The organism is Lysinibacillus sp. CTST325 (assembly GCF_054665055.1).
In genome coordinates this window covers 50,814-67,140 of sequence record NZ_BAAFHO010000009.1, presented here as the reverse complement: position 1 = coordinate 67,140, position 16,327 = coordinate 50,814, and the positions used below count along the sequence as shown (strand labels likewise).

14 protein-coding genes and 1 other annotated feature are annotated in these 16,327 nt (G+C 39.7%); of the genes, 13 read left to right on the top strand and 1 reads right to left on the bottom strand.

What is annotated here, in order from left to right:
* Positions 1–2: 2 nt before the first annotated feature.
* The 6 genes from ACYQ73_RS18625 (at position 3) to ispD (ending at position 7,916) form a co-directional block, all read left to right on the top strand.
* Positions 3–551, top strand: a complete 549-nt coding sequence (locus ACYQ73_RS18625; protein ID WP_460013825.1) for a UvrB/UvrC motif-containing protein — start codon at positions 3–5, stop codon at positions 549–551.
* Positions 548–1,657 (top strand): protein arginine kinase, encoded by a 1,110-nt coding sequence (locus ACYQ73_RS18620; protein WP_460013824.1) that lies wholly within the window; start codon positions 548–550, stop codon positions 1,655–1,657. The genes ACYQ73_RS18625 and ACYQ73_RS18620 overlap by 4 nt, the downstream gene beginning before the upstream one ends.
* On the top strand, positions 1,647–4,091 hold the full coding sequence (locus ACYQ73_RS18615) for an ATP-dependent Clp protease ATP-binding subunit (RefSeq protein ID WP_460013823.1): 2,445 nt from the start codon (positions 1,647–1,649) through the stop codon (positions 4,089–4,091). Before ACYQ73_RS18620 ends, ACYQ73_RS18615 begins: the two co-directional genes overlap by 11 nt.
* A gap of 137 nt (positions 4,092–4,228) precedes the next feature.
* Entirely contained in the window at positions 4,229–5,605 is a 1,377-nt protein-coding gene (gene radA, locus ACYQ73_RS18610) for a DNA repair protein RadA (protein WP_460013822.1), read from the top strand.
* Positions 5,606–6,122: 517 nt separating this feature from the next.
* Positions 6,123–7,208 carry a PIN domain-containing protein gene (locus tag ACYQ73_RS18605; RefSeq protein ID WP_460013821.1) on the top strand — a complete coding sequence of 362 codons (1,086 nt, stop codon included), beginning with the start codon at positions 6,123–6,125 and terminating at the stop codon, positions 7,206–7,208.
* Between the two features lie 12 nt (positions 7,209–7,220).
* The gene (gene ispD, locus ACYQ73_RS18600) at positions 7,221–7,916 is read left to right on the top strand and encodes a 2-C-methyl-D-erythritol 4-phosphate cytidylyltransferase (protein ID WP_460013820.1); all 696 of its coding nucleotides are present in this window, start codon (positions 7,221–7,223) and stop codon (positions 7,914–7,916) included.
* 181 nt (positions 7,917–8,097) lie between these two features.
* Here the strand turns inward: ispD and ACYQ73_RS18595 are convergent, their stop codons facing one another.
* A complete protein-coding gene (locus tag ACYQ73_RS18595; protein ID WP_460013819.1) occupies positions 8,098–9,756 on the bottom strand; it encodes an SWIM zinc finger family protein in 1,659 nt (552 codons plus the stop codon).
* Between the two features lie 281 nt (positions 9,757–10,037).
* Here ACYQ73_RS18595 and ispF point away from each other — a divergent pair, with 281 nt between their 5' ends.
* The 7 genes from ispF (at position 10,038) to ACYQ73_RS18560 (ending at position 16,262) form a co-directional block, all read left to right on the top strand.
* Complete coding sequence (gene ispF, locus ACYQ73_RS18590) at positions 10,038–10,514, top strand: 2-C-methyl-D-erythritol 2,4-cyclodiphosphate synthase (RefSeq protein WP_460013818.1); 477 nt, start codon at positions 10,038–10,040, stop codon at positions 10,512–10,514.
* Positions 10,515–10,605: 91 nt separating this feature from the next.
* Positions 10,606–12,066 (top strand): glutamate--tRNA ligase, encoded by a 1,461-nt coding sequence (gene gltX / locus ACYQ73_RS18585; protein WP_460013817.1) that lies wholly within the window; start codon positions 10,606–10,608, stop codon positions 12,064–12,066.
* Positions 12,067–12,116: 50 nt separating this feature from the next.
* Positions 12,117–12,335, top strand: a binding site (T-box leader).
* A 187-nt stretch (positions 12,336–12,522) separates the two neighbouring features.
* The gene (epsC, locus tag ACYQ73_RS18580) at positions 12,523–13,173 is read left to right on the top strand and encodes a serine O-acetyltransferase EpsC (protein ID WP_460013816.1); all 651 of its coding nucleotides are present in this window, start codon (positions 12,523–12,525) and stop codon (positions 13,171–13,173) included.
* On the top strand, positions 13,170–14,570 hold the full coding sequence (cysS, locus tag ACYQ73_RS18575; RefSeq protein WP_460013815.1) for a cysteine--tRNA ligase: 1,401 nt from the start codon (positions 13,170–13,172) through the stop codon (positions 14,568–14,570). The genes epsC and cysS overlap by 4 nt, the downstream gene beginning before the upstream one ends.
* Before the next feature lie 5 nt (positions 14,571–14,575).
* Positions 14,576–14,995 (top strand): Mini-ribonuclease 3, encoded by a 420-nt coding sequence (locus tag ACYQ73_RS18570; protein ID WP_053482829.1) that lies wholly within the window; start codon positions 14,576–14,578, stop codon positions 14,993–14,995.
* Positions 14,995–15,747, top strand: a complete 753-nt coding sequence (gene rlmB / locus ACYQ73_RS18565; protein ID WP_460013814.1) for a 23S rRNA (guanosine(2251)-2'-O)-methyltransferase RlmB — start codon at positions 14,995–14,997, stop codon at positions 15,745–15,747. The genes ACYQ73_RS18570 and rlmB overlap by 1 nt, the downstream gene beginning before the upstream one ends.
* Positions 15,748–15,749: 2 nt before the next feature.
* Positions 15,750–16,262, top strand: a complete 513-nt coding sequence (locus tag ACYQ73_RS18560; RefSeq protein WP_460013813.1) for an NYN domain-containing protein — start codon at positions 15,750–15,752, stop codon at positions 16,260–16,262.
* Positions 16,263–16,327 lie beyond the last annotated feature (65 nt).

Genomic DNA, 16,327 nt, shown 5'->3' with positions numbered 1-16,327 from the left:
AAATGATATGCGAACATTGTAAGCAGCGTAATGCGACAGTTACCGTAACACAAGTTCAAAGTGGTCAAAAAGTGGAGCATCATTATTGTGACGTCTGCGCCTCGCAGTTCCATCCATTTCATGCTGAATTTAAGCAAGAGCCAATATCTATTCAACAGCTATTATCCAATTGGTTTGGCTCCCCTACATGGCAGCAACAACAAGTGGGTGAAAAACAGCAGGCACCACCACAACCGCAAACATGTCCACAATGTGGATTTACCTATAAACAGTTTTTAAAAGAAGGTAAATTTGGATGCCCTAGCTGCTACGACACCTTTAGCGAGCACTTACCGAAGCTCTTTAACCGTATACAGGCTGGTCCTCAACATATAGGGAAAATGCCTGGTGCTCGAAATAATGTTTATGTCATTAAAAAGCAAATTGAAGACATTCGTAAACGTATGAAGGCTGCTGTAGATGAAGAACAATTTGAAGAGGCAGCAAAGCTTCGTGATGAAGCGAAGGAACTTGAGAAGCAGCTACAATTTGAAGGTGGTGATGTGTCGTGATGATTGAATCGTTTTTAGAGCGTGCTACACCAATATGGATGAGTGTAGAGGACGATTATTCAGATATTGTCATAAGTACACGCATCCGCCTTGCTCGAAATTTAGATGGTTATCGTTTTCCATTAGCCTTTACAGAGGATGAAGCATTACAGGTGGAACAGGCAGTTACACATGCAATCAAGGATAGTACAGAACTTCGAGAAAATTATTCATATTTTGCTATTAAAGACTTAACGTCTTTACAGCGTCAAATACTTGTGGAAAAGCACCTGATTAGTCCTCAGCTTGCAAAAAAAGAGCGAGTTGGCTCCATGCTCTTATCTGATGATGAATCAACTAGCATTATGGTGAACGAAGAAGACCATTTACGCATTCAATGTATGACAGCGAGTTTTCAACTTCAAAAGGCATACGAGCAGGCTAATAAAATTGATCGTATCTTAGAGAAAGCTTTGCCTTACGCATTTCGAGATACATTTGGTTATTTAACAAGTTGTCCAACAAATATTGGTACTGGTTTACGAGCATCTGTCATGATGCACCTGCCGGCCCTTACACTTACGGGTCAGATGAATCAAATCATTAATGCAATGACACGATTAGGAATGACGGTAAGAGGAATATATGGGGAGGGTAGCGAAAATATAGGGAATGTTTACCAAGTGTCAAATCAGATTACACTAGGAAAAACAGAAGATGATATTTTAGCGGATATCCAAAGCGTCGCTGAAAAAATAATTCAAAAAGAACGACATGCAAGAGATAGGTTAATGGAAAAAGCAGAGCTTGCCTTAGAAGACCGTGTATATCGTGCTTTAGGGACATTAACACATGCTCGAACTTTAACGAGTGAGGAAGCCGCTACCTGTCTATCTAATGTTCGTTTAGGAGTAGATTTACAGTTAATTGAAGGTATTAAAGCGACTAAATTAAACGAATGTGTAGTTAGTATGCAACCTGGATTTTTACAGAATTACGCAGGTGACGTTTTGCCACCTACTGAGCGAGATCGCGTACGAGCGGAAATGCTTCGTGAGGCACTATCTCGAGAAAATATGAGTAAGCCTATTATTCGGGGAAAAGGAGAGGATTCATTTGATGTTTAATCGTTTTACACAACGCGCGCAAAAAGTATTACAGCTTGCACAAGAAGAGGCAATTCGTTGGAAACACGAATCAATTGGAACAGAGCATATTCTATTAGGGCTTATCCGTGAAGGTGGCGGTATTGCTGCAAAAGCATTAGAAGCCATTGATATTAGTCCTCAAATGATTGAAGCAGGTATTGAAGAGCTTGTAGGGAAAGGTAAAGAGGATGTTGGCCCGATTGTCCACTACACACCTCGAGCTAAAAAGGTAATAGAACTATCTGTTGATGAATCACGTAAACTAGGTCATTCTTATATCGGCACAGAGCATTTACTATTAGCGCTTATTCGTGAAGGTGAAGGTATAGCGGCCCGTGTATTAAATAATGCTGGTGTCGGATTGAATAAGGCTCGTCAGCAAGTGCTATTGTTATTAGGCAATAACGATAATGCTCAATCTGGTCAACAAGCTGCACAGGCTGCCAATACACCAACATTAGATAGCCTTGCGCGTGATTTAACGCAAATTGCTCGTGAAGGTACTTTAGATCCAGTCATTGGTCGAAGCAAGGAAATTACACGTGTTATTGAGGTTCTGTCACGTCGTACAAAAAATAACCCTGTATTAATCGGGGAGCCAGGTGTTGGTAAAACGGCTATTGCTGAAGGTTTAGCGCAGCAAATTATTAATAATGAAGTACCAGAAATTCTTCGTGATAAACGTGTTATGACACTTGATATGGGAACAGTTGTTGCTGGAACAAAATATCGTGGTGAATTTGAAGATCGCTTGAAAAAAGTAATGGATGAAATTCGCCAAGCAGGTAATGTTATTTTATTCATCGATGAATTGCATACATTGATCGGTGCAGGTGGTGCAGAAGGTGCCATTGATGCGTCAAATATTTTAAAACCATCTTTAGCGCGTGGCGAGCTTCAATGTATTGGTGCAACGACACTAGATGAGTATCGCAAATATATTGAGAAGGATGCCGCGTTAGAGCGCCGTTTCCAACCAATTCAAGTTGATGAGCCAACTGTAGAAGAAGCGATTCAAATTATTCAAGGCTTACGTGATCGTTATGAAGCACATCACCGTGTGAAAATTACAGATGAAGCAATTGAAGCGGCAGCAAAAATGAGTGACCGATATATTTCTGATCGTTTCTTACCGGATAAGGCGATTGACTTAATCGATGAAGCAGGTTCTAAAGTACGCTTACGTTCATTCGCAGTGCCACCAAACTTAAAGGCACTTGAAGATAAGCTTGAAAATGTGCGCTCTGAAAAAAATGCAGCTGTCTCAGGTCAAGAATTTGAAAAGGCAGCGTCATTAAGAGATACAGAGCAAAAGCTAAAAGATGAAATTGAAACTACGAGAAAAAATTGGAAGGAAGAACAGGGTAAAGCCGAGTCAAAAGTTACAGTGGATGATGTAGCAGCGGTAGTCTCTATGTGGACTGGAATTCCAGTATCAAAAATTGCTTCAGAAGAATCTTCTAAGTTATTACAACTTGAAGAAGAGTTACACAAACGAGTTGTAGGTCAAGGAGAAGCAGTAGAGGCAATTTCTCGCGCAATACGTCGTGCAAGAGCTGGTTTGAAAGATCCGAAACGACCAATTGGCTCATTTATTTTCTTAGGCCCTACAGGGGTTGGTAAAACAGAGCTTGCTAGAGCGCTAGCTGAGGTGATGTTTGGCGATGAGGACGCAATGATTCGCGTTGATATGTCTGAGTACATGGAAAAACATTCGACTTCACGTTTAGTTGGTTCACCTCCAGGCTATGTAGGCTTTGATGATGGCGGTCAACTAACAGAAAAGGTTCGTCGTAAACCGTATTCAGTAGTATTACTAGATGAAATTGAGAAGGCCCATCCAGATGTTTTCAATATCTTACTTCAAGTACTTGAAGATGGCCGTTTAACAGATTCTAAAGGCCGAGTGGTAGATTTCCGCAACACAGTTGTTATTATGACATCAAACGTTGGTGCAGATGCTTTAAAATATCAGAAAAACCTTGGCTTCAATGTAGGTGGTACTGATACGAAGTATAAAGATATGAAGGGTACAATGCTCGAGGAATTGAAAAAAGCATTCCGCCCAGAGTTCTTAAACCGTATCGACGAAATGATCGTCTTCCACTCACTAGAAAAAGAACATTTAAAAGAAATTGTAGCGATGATGGCGAATGCTTTAACAAAACGTCTAAAAGAGCAAGACATCTCGTTAGAGTTAACGGATTCGGCTCTCGAGAAAATTGCCGAGGAAGGTTACGATCCTCAATACGGTGCTCGTCCACTACGTCGTTCATTACAAAAACAAGTAGAAGACCGTTTATCGGAAGAACTGCTGAAAGGCAATGTAGAGAAGGGCAACCAAGTGATCATTGATTACGTGAATGATGAGTTTGTTGTGAAGAAAAAAGAGGAAGTTTCTACTTCTAAATAATCTTCATCAGTGGGAGCTTCTCCATCTCCCATTTGCCCGTTAAATGTTTATTTAAAAAGGACAGCAAGGCTATAGTGCCAAGCTGTCCTTTTTTATGTACAATAAATATAAGAACAAATATTCGAGGTGGATGCAATTTGGCAAAGAAAAAAACAAAATTTGTATGCTCAAGCTGTGGCTATGAATCCGCAAAATGGATGGGAAGATGTCCAGGGTGTGGAGAATGGAATAAGATGGTTGAAGAGGTGGAGGTCGTCGCGAAAGGGCCACGTGGGGCATTCCAACATTCTGCTACAGTTACACAAAAGGCTCTCCCTATTATGCAGATTGAAGCTGCTGAAGAATCACGAGTTGCAACAGAAATGGGTGAGCTTAACCGAGTGTTAGGTGGAGGCATCGTGCCGGGTTCTCTTGTGTTAATTGGGGGAGATCCTGGGATTGGGAAGTCGACGTTGTTATTACAAGTATCGGCATTGCTATCGAATAAAGGGCATCGTGTGCTCTATATTTCTGGTGAGGAATCCATACGTCAAACAAAGCTACGTGCAGAACGTTTAGGGGTGGTATCGCAGGAGCTGTATATATATTCTGAGACGAATTTAGAGTTTTTAAATCAGACCATTGACGATGTGCAGCCAAAGTTTGTTATTGTCGATTCTATTCAAACTGTTTTTCATCCGGAAGTAACGAGTGCACCTGGTAGTGTATCACAAGTGCGTGAATGTACAGCAGAACTTATGCGAATTGCAAAAACAAAGGGAATTGCCATTTTTTTAGTTGGACATGTAACAAAAGAGGGACAAATTGCAGGGCCACGTATTTTGGAGCATATGGTTGATACGGTATTGTATTTTGAAGGAGAACGACATCATAATCACCGTATTTTACGCAGCCAAAAAAACCGTTTTGGCTCTACGAATGAAATTGCTATCTTTGAAATGCTCCAGGGGGGCTTAAAGGAAGTGTTAAACCCATCTGAGTTGTTCTTACAGGAGCGTTCACAGGGGGCGGCAGGGTCAACAATCGTAGCCTCAATGGAAGGTACACGGCCAATTCTAGTTGAAATTCAGTCACTTATAACACCAACAAGCTTTAATTACCCGAAACGAATGGCAACAGGTGTCGATCAAAACCGTGTACAACTGCTTATGGCTGTTCTTGAAAAGAGAATGGGCCTCATGCTACAGGCTCAGGATGCATATATTAAAGTTGCTGGCGGCGTGAAGCTTGATGAGCCTGCAATTGATTTAGCGGTGTTAACAAGCATCGTTTCAAGTTTTAAGGACCAAGCTGTCAGAGCAACGGACTGCTTTATTGGGGAAGTAGGTTTGACAGGCGAGGTGCGTCGTGTATCTCGTATTGAACAACGTGTGATTGAAGCAGCAAAGCTTGGATTTAAACGGGCCTTCATACCGGCTTCGAATATCGGTGGATGGGATTTCCCACAAGGTATTGAGATAGTTGGTGTGGAAACGATAAAGGATGCATTGACTGCTTGCTTTAGAGAGCTATAAAGAAGCTTGTGCATGTTGGACAATGTTCTGACATGCACTTTTAATTTATTTCAGCGGGTGTACAAACACCCGCTGAAATAGAGGAACTCAGGCTAAGACCTTCACATCCTGTGAAAACGCCTGAGTGACCGACATCGTGTCGGCCTAAAGCCCCTGGCGGATGTCATGGAAATCGGCAAGGAATTCTTTGTGCATGCACAAAGCCGATTCCGGACGCAATTATGCCTCGGCATAATTGATTTGCAAGCTTTTGTAATTCATAGATAGAAGGTAGGAAACTCTGAGAGGGGAAACGGCGTCTAAGATAACGTCTGTGAAAAGGCTTCTTTAATGTCCAGCAGATGCTAAAGAATTTCTAAGTTGAGTGTGAAGGATTTCAATAATTGATTCTCCTCTTTCATTAGAATCGAAATGATCGATCAAAAGCAGAGATTTTAATGATACTTGATGGGTTCATAAAAGATTTTCTACAGTAAACTATGTATAATTATATATTAAAAATGGGAGGTGACAGTTTATGAAAAAATTTGTTCAAATTGCTTTTTTACTGATTGGAGGAGCATTAGGCCTTGTTTTCTTACCGCCATTATACGAATTGCTTCATTTATCATCTAATCCTTGGCTTGATAATCCCTACGTATCAGTAGCTTTAGGAGCGCTTTTACTGTTTACACTATCGTTTGCCTTTTCAGATTATTTCGTAAGGCTTATTAGTTGGATGGAAGAGGTGCTATTTAAAGTACCTGTTGGAGATTTATTATTTGGTACACTGGGACTTATTATCGGGCTAATCGTTGCTTATTTCTTAGGGTTTGCAATTGATAGTATTGATTTACCGAAATTTACAAAGGTTTTACCAATTATACTGTCATTTGTGCTTGGCTATTTAGGGTTCCGTGTAGGCTTTAAAAAGCGAGATGAATTAATCCAACTATTTACGTTACGTGGTAATAATGCGAAGAAAAAATTAACGGAAGGTGTAGAGCCTCAAGAAGTACGAGGCAGCTATAAACTGTTAGATACTAGTGTTATTATTGATGGTCGTATTGCAGATATTTCTGAAACAGGCTTTATAGAAGGTACTCTAGTTGTACCTCAATTTGTCCTTACTGAGCTTCAGCATATTGCTGATTCTTCGGATACATTAAAGCGTACAAGAGGTCGTCGTGGCTTAGATATTTTGAAGAAATTACAAGATGAACGTATGACAAAGGTACAGATTTCTGAAGAGGACTTTGAAGATGTGCAAGAGGTTGACTTAAAACTAGTACGCCTTGCAAAGAAAATGGGGCACGATACACAAATTGTGACGAACGACTTTAACTTGAACAAAGTTTGTGAGCTCCACCACGTTAAAGTGCTGAACATCAATGATTTAGCAAATGCAGTAAAGCCTGTCGTTATTCCGGGTGAGGATATGCAAGTGATGGTCATTAAAGATGGCAAAGAGCATAATCAAGGGGTTGCCTATTTAGATGACGGCACAATGATCGTTGTTGAAGGTGGACGTAGCTATATAGGACAGGCAATTACAGTAACCGTAACAAGTGTTCTTCAAACATCGGCAGGTCGTATGATTTTTGCTAAACCAAAGGATGACTAGGAAGTGGGAAATGTGCATTATGAAGTAGTGTTGCCTGCTGCGGGAAGCGGAAAGCGAATGGGTGCAGGGCAAAATAAGTTATTTTTAAATCTTTTAGAAAAACCGATCCTCATACACACGCTGGAGGTATTTGAACAGGATAGCCAGTGTACTGGTATTTGGCTTGCTGTGAAGCCAGAAGAGCGTGTATTTATTCAAGAAATGCTAGAGAGATATGGGATTACTAAAGTTAAAGGTTTACCTGATGGTGGTGCAGAGCGACAGTACTCTGTCCATTCGTGCATGAAAGAAATGAAGCAGGTCGATATTGTGCTTGTGCATGATGCTGCGCGTCCATTTATTACGCATGACATTATTGCGAATCTTGTACAAAGTGCGCATGAATTTGGCGCTGCGATTGCGGGAGTTCGTGCGAAGGATACGATGAAAAAAGTACGTGATGGTGTTATTGAAGAGACGATTGATCGAGAAAGCTTATGGATGATTCAAACTCCACAAGCATTTCAATTTGATTTGATTGTAGAGGCAGAGGATGTCGCTGAGAAGGTGGGCTTTCTTGGTACCGATGAAGCAATGCTTGTTGAACGTCTCGGCCATGAGGTGCATATTGTAGAAAGTAGCTACGAGAATGTAAAGATGACGACGCAAGAGGATTTAGTTTTCGGTGAAGCGATATTGCGTAAACGTGCTTTGTATAAGAGTAGTTGAAGCGAGAGACATTAGGTAAATTAAAATGGTAGCGGCTAAGCGGCTATACAATATCCCGTAAAGAAGTAGCACTATAACTTCTTACGGGATTTTATATTAACTTCTTTTAGCGATGTTCTTAAATGCCTCAATTCCTCAAAATGTAAAGCTGTTAAGCAACTCTTTTTGCAAGGGAAATCCACTATTTCATAATAATCTTTAATTCCTCTATAAAAGCAGGGCGTTTTGGGTAAGTTTGCAGTAAATCAGTAATCAACTGTTCAGCTTCTACGGTATAGCCAGCCATACGCATAACATTGATTGAACGACAGACATCTTTATAATTTTTTCGATTAGCGGAAGATTGAGCATCTATGGTGATGGCGTCAATGAAAAGTGCACAAACTTCTTCATAGTACTGCTCTTTAATGAATTGATAATAGTGCTCTATTCGTGTTGGGTATTCTTTGCAATAGTCTAGAATACGTTTAGATTGCTGTTCCTCTACAATAAGCCTTGCATATAAGTTCGAATTGGTAAGGCTATTTAATAATTCTTCTAGAACCTCTGGCCATTGTTCAGTAGAGTGAAGAGCTTTGAACTCCTTGTAAAAATCATATTCACCCTTTTGCAATAGCTCTAAAGCTATTTCGCGCATTTCTTCGGTATGCCCTAAATGCTGATGAGCTATAAAGGCATAACGTTTCCACATGCTCACAATGCCAGGGAGTTGTTGATCTTGCTGGATCCCATCTGTTGTCAATTGTAATACTTTTCCATATTTACCGCGATTAATGGCAGATTGAACTATTTGTTCACGCATATGGTAGTCCTCGATATGCTTTTCCAAAAATGCCTCTACTTCCTTACTACTGTATTTATTTTGTAATAAGTGAAGCTCAACCTGTTTTAACTCTTTGTTTAAATATTGTGCATTCCAATCATCTGATGTACTTTCCATTGAATGAATAAGGGTTTTAAACTGTTCCTCAATCCCATCATACAAACAAAGAAAAACACAGGCGTTGAGAATATGAATTCGACATTCTACCCAGTCATCTAACTCGTGTCGCATGGCTTTTTGAATAACAAGTTCATATACTGTTTCATACTGCTCTTGTGACCAAAAGTTTGCCCCTTCTTCAATCGCTTGACTAATTAATTCAAGACTTTCCTTAATGGCATCACCGAAATGACCATCGGAATCATCCCCATATTGTAGTGCCTCTAATGCATATTGGAGGCACAGAAAACTTAGCTCGATAGCTGTAATATTATCCTCTTTGTCGATATGTTCCTCAGCGTGCTGAAGTGTTGCGTAGACACCTTTTAGTGCTTTCGATGCCCGATGGCGAGGGATAAAACCGCTTCGCCCCTCTTGCCCCGATTTCAGGTGCTGGACAATCATTTTTTTAGCGGCCTTTACTATATCTGTTGGCTCCATTAGCCGGATTTCTAATTCTTGCAAAAAATTAGGGGAGTTCTTCCCAACTGTTAGAATTAGGCTTATTAAATTTTCTTTTGTTTGTGTTGTTAGCAATTGCTGTAATGTTGATTTTTTTGCTTTAGATGATCTAGATACTGATACAGGAGGATTGTTAAACTGTTCCTTGATCGCGTATAGCACAGCGGCAATATGCTTGCAATCATCATCGTAAGGGCAGCCGCAATTCGCGTATGTAATATCACCTTTTGAGTTGAAGGCGACATCTACAGTATACGATTCAGTTCCTTCAACTTCTGCCCGCCAGTTGTTAGTGTCAATTTGCATAATATCAATGACATGATTATTCATATAATAATTGTACCCACGTTGTACAATTACTTTTTTAAACTGCTTTTCAAAAGTATTAATGTTCATTTCAACACGGCCTTTTAATATTTTATTAATGTAAGCATATCAAAAAAATGAGAGAAGAAAGAGAGCCAAATATTATAACTTTGCCGAGACACTCATTTCCTAGGAAATATGTTAAAATGTGAGGGTATAATATAGAGTAAATATATAAGTGAAGGAAGGTGAATGAGACTGCCTTATAAGCTGAATAGAGCTTTTTAAGTCTGCATATTTTTTGAAGTGAATGAACTTCAGTTAGTGGATTTTTCTGTTTTATTTATCTTATTAGACAGTTTCAAAATCATATGTTTCGAGTGGGACAAGGATTTGACGTGCATGCATTTGAAGAAGGACGTCCTTTAATTATTGGTGGTATAACAATTCCTCATGAAAAAGGGTTAGTAGGACATTCTGACGCAGATGTTTTATTACACACTGTAACTGATGCAGCGTTAGGGGCTATTGGTGAGGGAGATATCGGTCGTCATTTCCCAGATACAGATCCCGCATTCAAGGATGCTGATTCAGCGAAATTATTAGAGTATATTTGGAAAATTGTTGAGGATAAGGGCTATGTTCTAGGGAATGTGGATTGTACGATTATGGCACAACGTCCGAAAATGGCGCCATATATTCAACAAATGCAAAATCGTATTGCTGAATTACTTCATGCAGAGCCTTCTCAAGTGAATGTTAAAGCAACAACAACTGAGCGTTTAGGTTTTACAGGACGCGAGGAAGGGATTGCTGCGATGGCGACAATCCTATTGATTAAGAAATAAAAGCAGGCTTTCAGCGCTTTTATTTCCTGTAACAGAGTGGTAAAATGAACAAAGTCAATTTTTTGATCGAAAATTTAGGAGGCTTTTAATTATGGCGAAAGAAGTTCGTGTTCGTTACGCGCCATCCCCTACTGGTTTCTTACATATCGGTGGAGCGCGTACAGCGTTATTTAACTATTTATATGCAAAACATCATAACGGTAAATTCATCGTACGTATTGAGGATACAGATATTGAGCGTAATGTAGAGGGCGGAGAAGCATCTCAGCTAGATAATTTAAAATGGTTAGGTATTGAGTATGATGAGTCGATCGATATCGGTGGACCATATGCACCTTATCGCCAAATGGAGCGTCTTGATATTTATAAAGAGCACGCTGAAAAGCTATTAGAGAAAGGTTTAGCTTACAAATGCTTCTGTTCTTCTGAGAAATTAGAAGCATCTCGTGAAGAACAAAAAGCACGAGGTGTTGCAGCTCCAACTTATGATGGCACTTGTCGTCATTTATCAGCAGAGGAAGTTGCTGCTAAAGAAGCTGCTGGTGAACCATATACAATTCGTATGCGCGTACCTGAAAATGTAACATATGAATTTGAAGATTTAGTACGTGGACAAGTAGCATTTGAGTCAAAAGATATTGGTGACTGGGTTCTTGTTAAAGCAAACGGTATCCCAACATATAACTACGCGGTAGTGCTAGATGATCACTTTATGGAAATTTCACATGTATTCCGTGGTGAAGAGCATTTATCGAATACACCAAAACAAATGATGATTTTTGATGCATTCGGCTGGGAATATCCGCGCTTTGGTCATATGACATTAATCATCAATGAAAACCGCAAAAAATTATCAAAACGTGATGAATCTATTATTCAATTCGTCACACAATATAAAGATTTAGGCTACCTACCTGAAGCGATGTTCAACTTCTTCGCATTACTTGGCTGGTCTCCTGAAGGGGAAGAAGAGATTTTCTCAAAAGAAGAATTTATTAAAATCTTTGATGAAAAACGTCTTTCGAAATCACCATCTATGTTTGATAAACAAAAGCTTACTTGGATGAATAACCAATACATTAAAAAATTATCTTTAGAAAAAGTAGTGGCATTATCTTTACCGCACTTACAAAAAGCTGGTTTATTACCAGAAGAGTTAACAGAAGAAGAATGTGCATGGGCTACAGATTTAATCGCACTTTATCATGATCAAATGAGCTTTGGTGCTGAAATTGTAGAGCTATCTCGCCTATTCTTTAATGATCATATTGAATATGATGAAGAAGCAAAAGCAGTTTTAGCAGGTGAGCAAGTACCTGAGGTAATGGCTGCATTTAAAGCACAGCTTGAAGGTTTAGAAGAATTTACTCCAGATGCTGTTAAAGCGGCTATTAAAGCTGTTCAAAAAGAAACAGGTCACAAAGGTAAAAATCTATTTATGCCAATTCGCGTCGTGACGACGGGTGAAACGCATGGTCCAGAACTTCCTAACGCGATTTGCTTAATTGGCAAACAGAAAACAATTGACCGTGTAGAAAAATTTGCACAATAAGTAGAAATTGATTGACAATTTATTAGTTCGTTGTAAAATGTATTTACATTGAGAAAGCGTTGATAAGGAGAAGTAAGTGGCGCATGCTCCAAAGAGAGGACCATCACCGGCTGAAAGTGGTCTGAGTCTAGGCAAAACTGAAATGCACCTTTGAGCATAAAGCTGAACAACTAGTAGGCTTTATCGATTCGTTCCCGTTACAGAACGTCCAGAGTGGAAGGCATACGCCTTCAATCAGAGTGGAACCGCGCAAATTTAGCGTCTCTGTCATTCCTTTTTGGGATGATAGGGGCGCTTTTTTATTTTCTGAACATGTAACCTGAAGTGATGGATGCGCCGGATTCTACTTCATTAACTCTGCGGTGAAATCAACGTCAGCTATAGTATTTCAATGGCCAGGGATGCAAGTAGGTTGTGTGAAATTAAAGCAGAACAAAATGAAAAGGGGGAGCTTTTGTGTTTAAAAGAATGAAGGAAGATGTAGAAACAATTTTTGAGAATGATCCAGCGGCGCGTAGTGTATTCGAAGTTATACTAACATACTCAGGTTTGCACGCTACTTGGTCACATCGAGTTGCCCATTGGTTCTTTAAAAAGCGTTTTTATTTTATAGCCCGTGCCATTTCACAAATTAGTCGCTTCTTTACTGGAATTGAAATTCATCCTGGAGCGAAAATCGGTCGACGTTTCTTTATTGACCATGGGATGGGCGTTGTAATTGGTGAAACATGTGAGATTGGTGATAATGTAACGTTGTATCAAGGTGTAACTTTAGGTGGTACAGGAAAAGAAAAAGGGAAACGCCATCCGACATTAGAGGATAATGTACTAGTTGCGACAGGTGCAAAGGTTTTAGGTTCTATTACAATTGGCGAAAATAGTAAAATTGGTGCAGGCTCAGTTGTCTTAAAAGAAGTTCCGCCAAATGCTACAGTTGTCGGTATTCCTGGTAAAATAGTGATTAAGGATGGAGTTCGTCTAGAGAAAAAACTAGACCACCAAAATATACCTGACCCTGTAGAAGAACGTTGTCAAGCTTTCGAGAAGCAGATTGCAACATTGAATCAGGAAATCGAACGCTTACAAAAGGAGAGAGAAACACAATGAGTATTCAAATTTTCAACTCATTAACACGACAAAAGGAAACTTTCGTGCCGTTGGAAGAAGGCAAAGTAAAAATGTACGTTTGCGGTCCGACAGTTTATAACTACATTCATATTGGGAATTCACGTCCTGTAATTGTCTACGATACAGTGCGTCGTTATTTCCAATACAAAGGCTATGATGTGAAATTTGTTTCAAATTTCACAGATGTGGACGACAAAATTATTAAGGCTGCAAATGAACTTGGAGAAGAAGTTCATGAATTAACGGAGCGCTTTATTGCTGCATATTTTGAAGATGTTTCAGCGCTAGGTTGCAAGAAAGCAGATGTACATCCGCGTGTAACAGAGCATATGGATGATATCATTCAATTCATTCAAGTTTTAGTCGATAAGGGCTATGCTTATGAGTCAGCTGGTGATGTCTATTACCGAACTCGTAAATTTAATGGTTACGGTAAATTATCTCACCAATCGGTGGATGATTTAAAAATTGGTGCTCGTATAGAAGCAGGAGAGAAAAAAGATGATGCGTTAGATTTCGCTCTATGGAAAGCTGTAAAGCCAGGTGAAATTTACTGGGAAAGTCCTTGGGGCAAAGGACGTCCGGGTTGGCATATTGAGTGCTCCGTAATGGCACGTGAGCATTTAGGAGATACTATTGATATTCATGCTGGTGGGCAAGATTTAACATTCCCGCATCATGAAAATGAAATTGCACAATCTGAAGCTCATAATGATAAAACATTTGCGCGTTATTGGATGCACAATGGGTATATTAATATTGATAATGAAAAAATGTCCAAATCCCTTGGTAATTTTATACTCGTTAATGATATTCGTAAACAAATCGACCCACAAGTTTTACGCTTCTTTATGCTTTCTGTGCATTATCGTCATCCGATTAACTTTGCGAAGGATTTAGTAGATGCAGCCGCAAATGGGTTAGAACGAATTCGTACTGCCTACAACAATGTGAAGCACCGTTTAACAGCAACAGCGAGCCTAGGTGATCACTCAGCAGAATGGCTTGGAAAAATTGCTGAACAAAAAGCTCACTTTGAAGAAGCGATGAATGATGACTTTAATACAGCCAATGCTATTTCTGTATTATTCGAATTAGCGCGTATCGCAAATATTTATCTAAATGAAACGAATACTGATGAAAAAGTATTAGTAAGTTTTACTGAAACTTTTGAGGTGTTAGGTGACGTCTTAGGTATTGAATTTGCAAAAGAAGAAGAGCTATTAGACGAAGAAATTGAAGCACTGTTACAGGAACGTGTAGATGCACGTAAAAATCGTGATTTTGCTCGTTCGGATGAAATTCGTGACCATTTGCAAGCGCAAGGTATCATTTTAGAAGATACGCGACAAGGAACTAGATGGAAACGAGGGTAAGTAACTTGGATAAACTCCGCAACGAAGATGTTAAGCAATTGAATGCATTAGCGTTAGCCTATATGGGAGACGCAGTTTTAGAACAAAAGATACGAGAGCATTTACTACGTGCTGGCCGTGTCAAACCTAATACACTTCATAGAGAAGCAACACGTTACGTATCAGCGAAAGCACAATCTATGATTGTACATCGAATGATGGATGAAGGCTTTTTAACAGAGGAGGAGTTGGCTGTGTTCCGTCGTGGACGCAATGCCAAATCCGGCTCTGTGCCCAAAAATACAGATGTTCAAACATACCGTAATAGCTCAGGCTTTGAGGCTGTGCTTGGTAGTTTGTATTTATTAAATGAATTAGAACGCGTTTATGCAATCATTGCATACGCTATTCAAATTATCGAGGAATCAAAAGGAGTGTCGAATTAATGGTAGAGCAAAATGGTGAAATTATTGCCGGTAAAAACCCAGTGTTAGAAGCACTTCGTTCAGGCCGCGATATGAATAAAGTATGGATTGCAGAAGGTGTGAAAAAATCAGGGGTTAATGAACTTCTAGATTTAGCACGAGAACGTGGCATCATCGTTCAATTTGTCCCGAAAAAAAAGGTGGATCAATTATCAGATGCCAATCACCAAGGAATAGTTGCCTCTGTTGCAGCATATAGATATGCAGAGCTAGAGGATTTATTTGCTGCAGCGGCAAAAAAACAAGAAGATCCATTCTTCTTAATTTTAGATGAGCTAGAGGACCCGCATAATCTAGGCTCTATTATGCGAACTGCTGATGCGATAGGTGCGCATGGTATTATTATTCCAAAGCGCCGTTCTGTGAGTTTGACAGCTGTAGTGGCAAAGGCATCAACGGGAGCAATTGAGCATGTACCTGTCGTGCGTGTTAATAACCTAGCGCAAACGGTAGATGAGCTGAAAGAGCGAGGGGTATGGATTGCGGGTACAGATGCAAAAGGTTCTGCAGATTATCGTAAAATGGATGCAACATTGCCACTTGCGATTATAATTGGTAGTGAAGGTAAAGGGATGGGCCGCTTATTAAAAGAGAAGTGTGACTTTTTATATCATTTACCGATGATTGGGCATGTCACATCACTAAATGCATCAGTAGCTGCTGCACTTTTAATGTACGAAGTGTATCGTAAACGTCAAGAAGCGAATGATTGACGATGAACAACATTTTGCTTGTTGACGGCTATAATATGATAGGAGCTTGGAAAGAGCTACGACCATTACGTGATACTAATTTTGAAGATGCCCGTAGGAGATTAATTGAGCTAATGGCTGAGTATAAGGCAGCTATAGGGTGGCGCGTAATTATAGTTTTTGACGCACATCTTGTATTGGGTGTGGAGCAAACTTATTTAGAAAATGATGTCGAAGTCATTTATACACGGAAAAACGAAACAGCAGATGAACGTATTGAAAAAATGACACACGAACTAAAAGCTAGAAATGTACAAATTCACGTAGCAACTTCTGATATGGCAGAGCAAAATGTTATTTTTGGTAATGGTGCTCTCCGAAAATCGGCAAGAGAGCTAGAAATTGAGATGGGTATTATCCAGCATAAAATTTCTCATGATGTGAAACAAAAACAGGATAGCAAGCCGCCTTCTCGCATAGCGCTAAAGCCTGATGTTGCTTTGGCCTTCGAAAAATGGCGACGTGGTTTGAAATGATTGATTGACTCATATTTTCCAATTCCGTTATACTGTTCCTAATTATCTGTTGTGGCTGAGGTGAT

Excerpts from the sequence above, each read along its gene's own strand:
- ACYQ73_RS18625 (WP_460013825.1), top strand. The coding sequence starts at position 3 with ATGATATGCGAACATTGTAAGCAGCGTAATGCGACAGTTACCGTAACA.
- ACYQ73_RS18605 (WP_460013821.1), top strand. The coding sequence starts at position 6,123 with ATGAAAAAATTTGTTCAAATTGCTTTTTTACTGATTGGAGGAGCATTA.
- ACYQ73_RS18595 (WP_460013819.1), bottom strand. The coding sequence starts at position 9,756 with ATGAACATTAATACTTTTGAAAAGCAGTTTAAAAAAGTAATTGTACAA.
- ispF (WP_460013818.1), top strand. The coding sequence starts at position 10,038 with ATGTTTCGAGTGGGACAAGGATTTGACGTGCATGCATTTGAAGAAGGA.
- gltX (WP_460013817.1), top strand. The coding sequence starts at position 10,606 with ATGGCGAAAGAAGTTCGTGTTCGTTACGCGCCATCCCCTACTGGTTTC.
- cysS (WP_460013815.1), top strand. The coding sequence starts at position 13,170 with ATGAGTATTCAAATTTTCAACTCATTAACACGACAAAAGGAAACTTTC.
- rlmB (WP_460013814.1), top strand. The coding sequence starts at position 14,995 with ATGGTAGAGCAAAATGGTGAAATTATTGCCGGTAAAAACCCAGTGTTA.
- ACYQ73_RS18560 (WP_460013813.1), top strand. The coding sequence starts at position 15,750 with ATGAACAACATTTTGCTTGTTGACGGCTATAATATGATAGGAGCTTGG.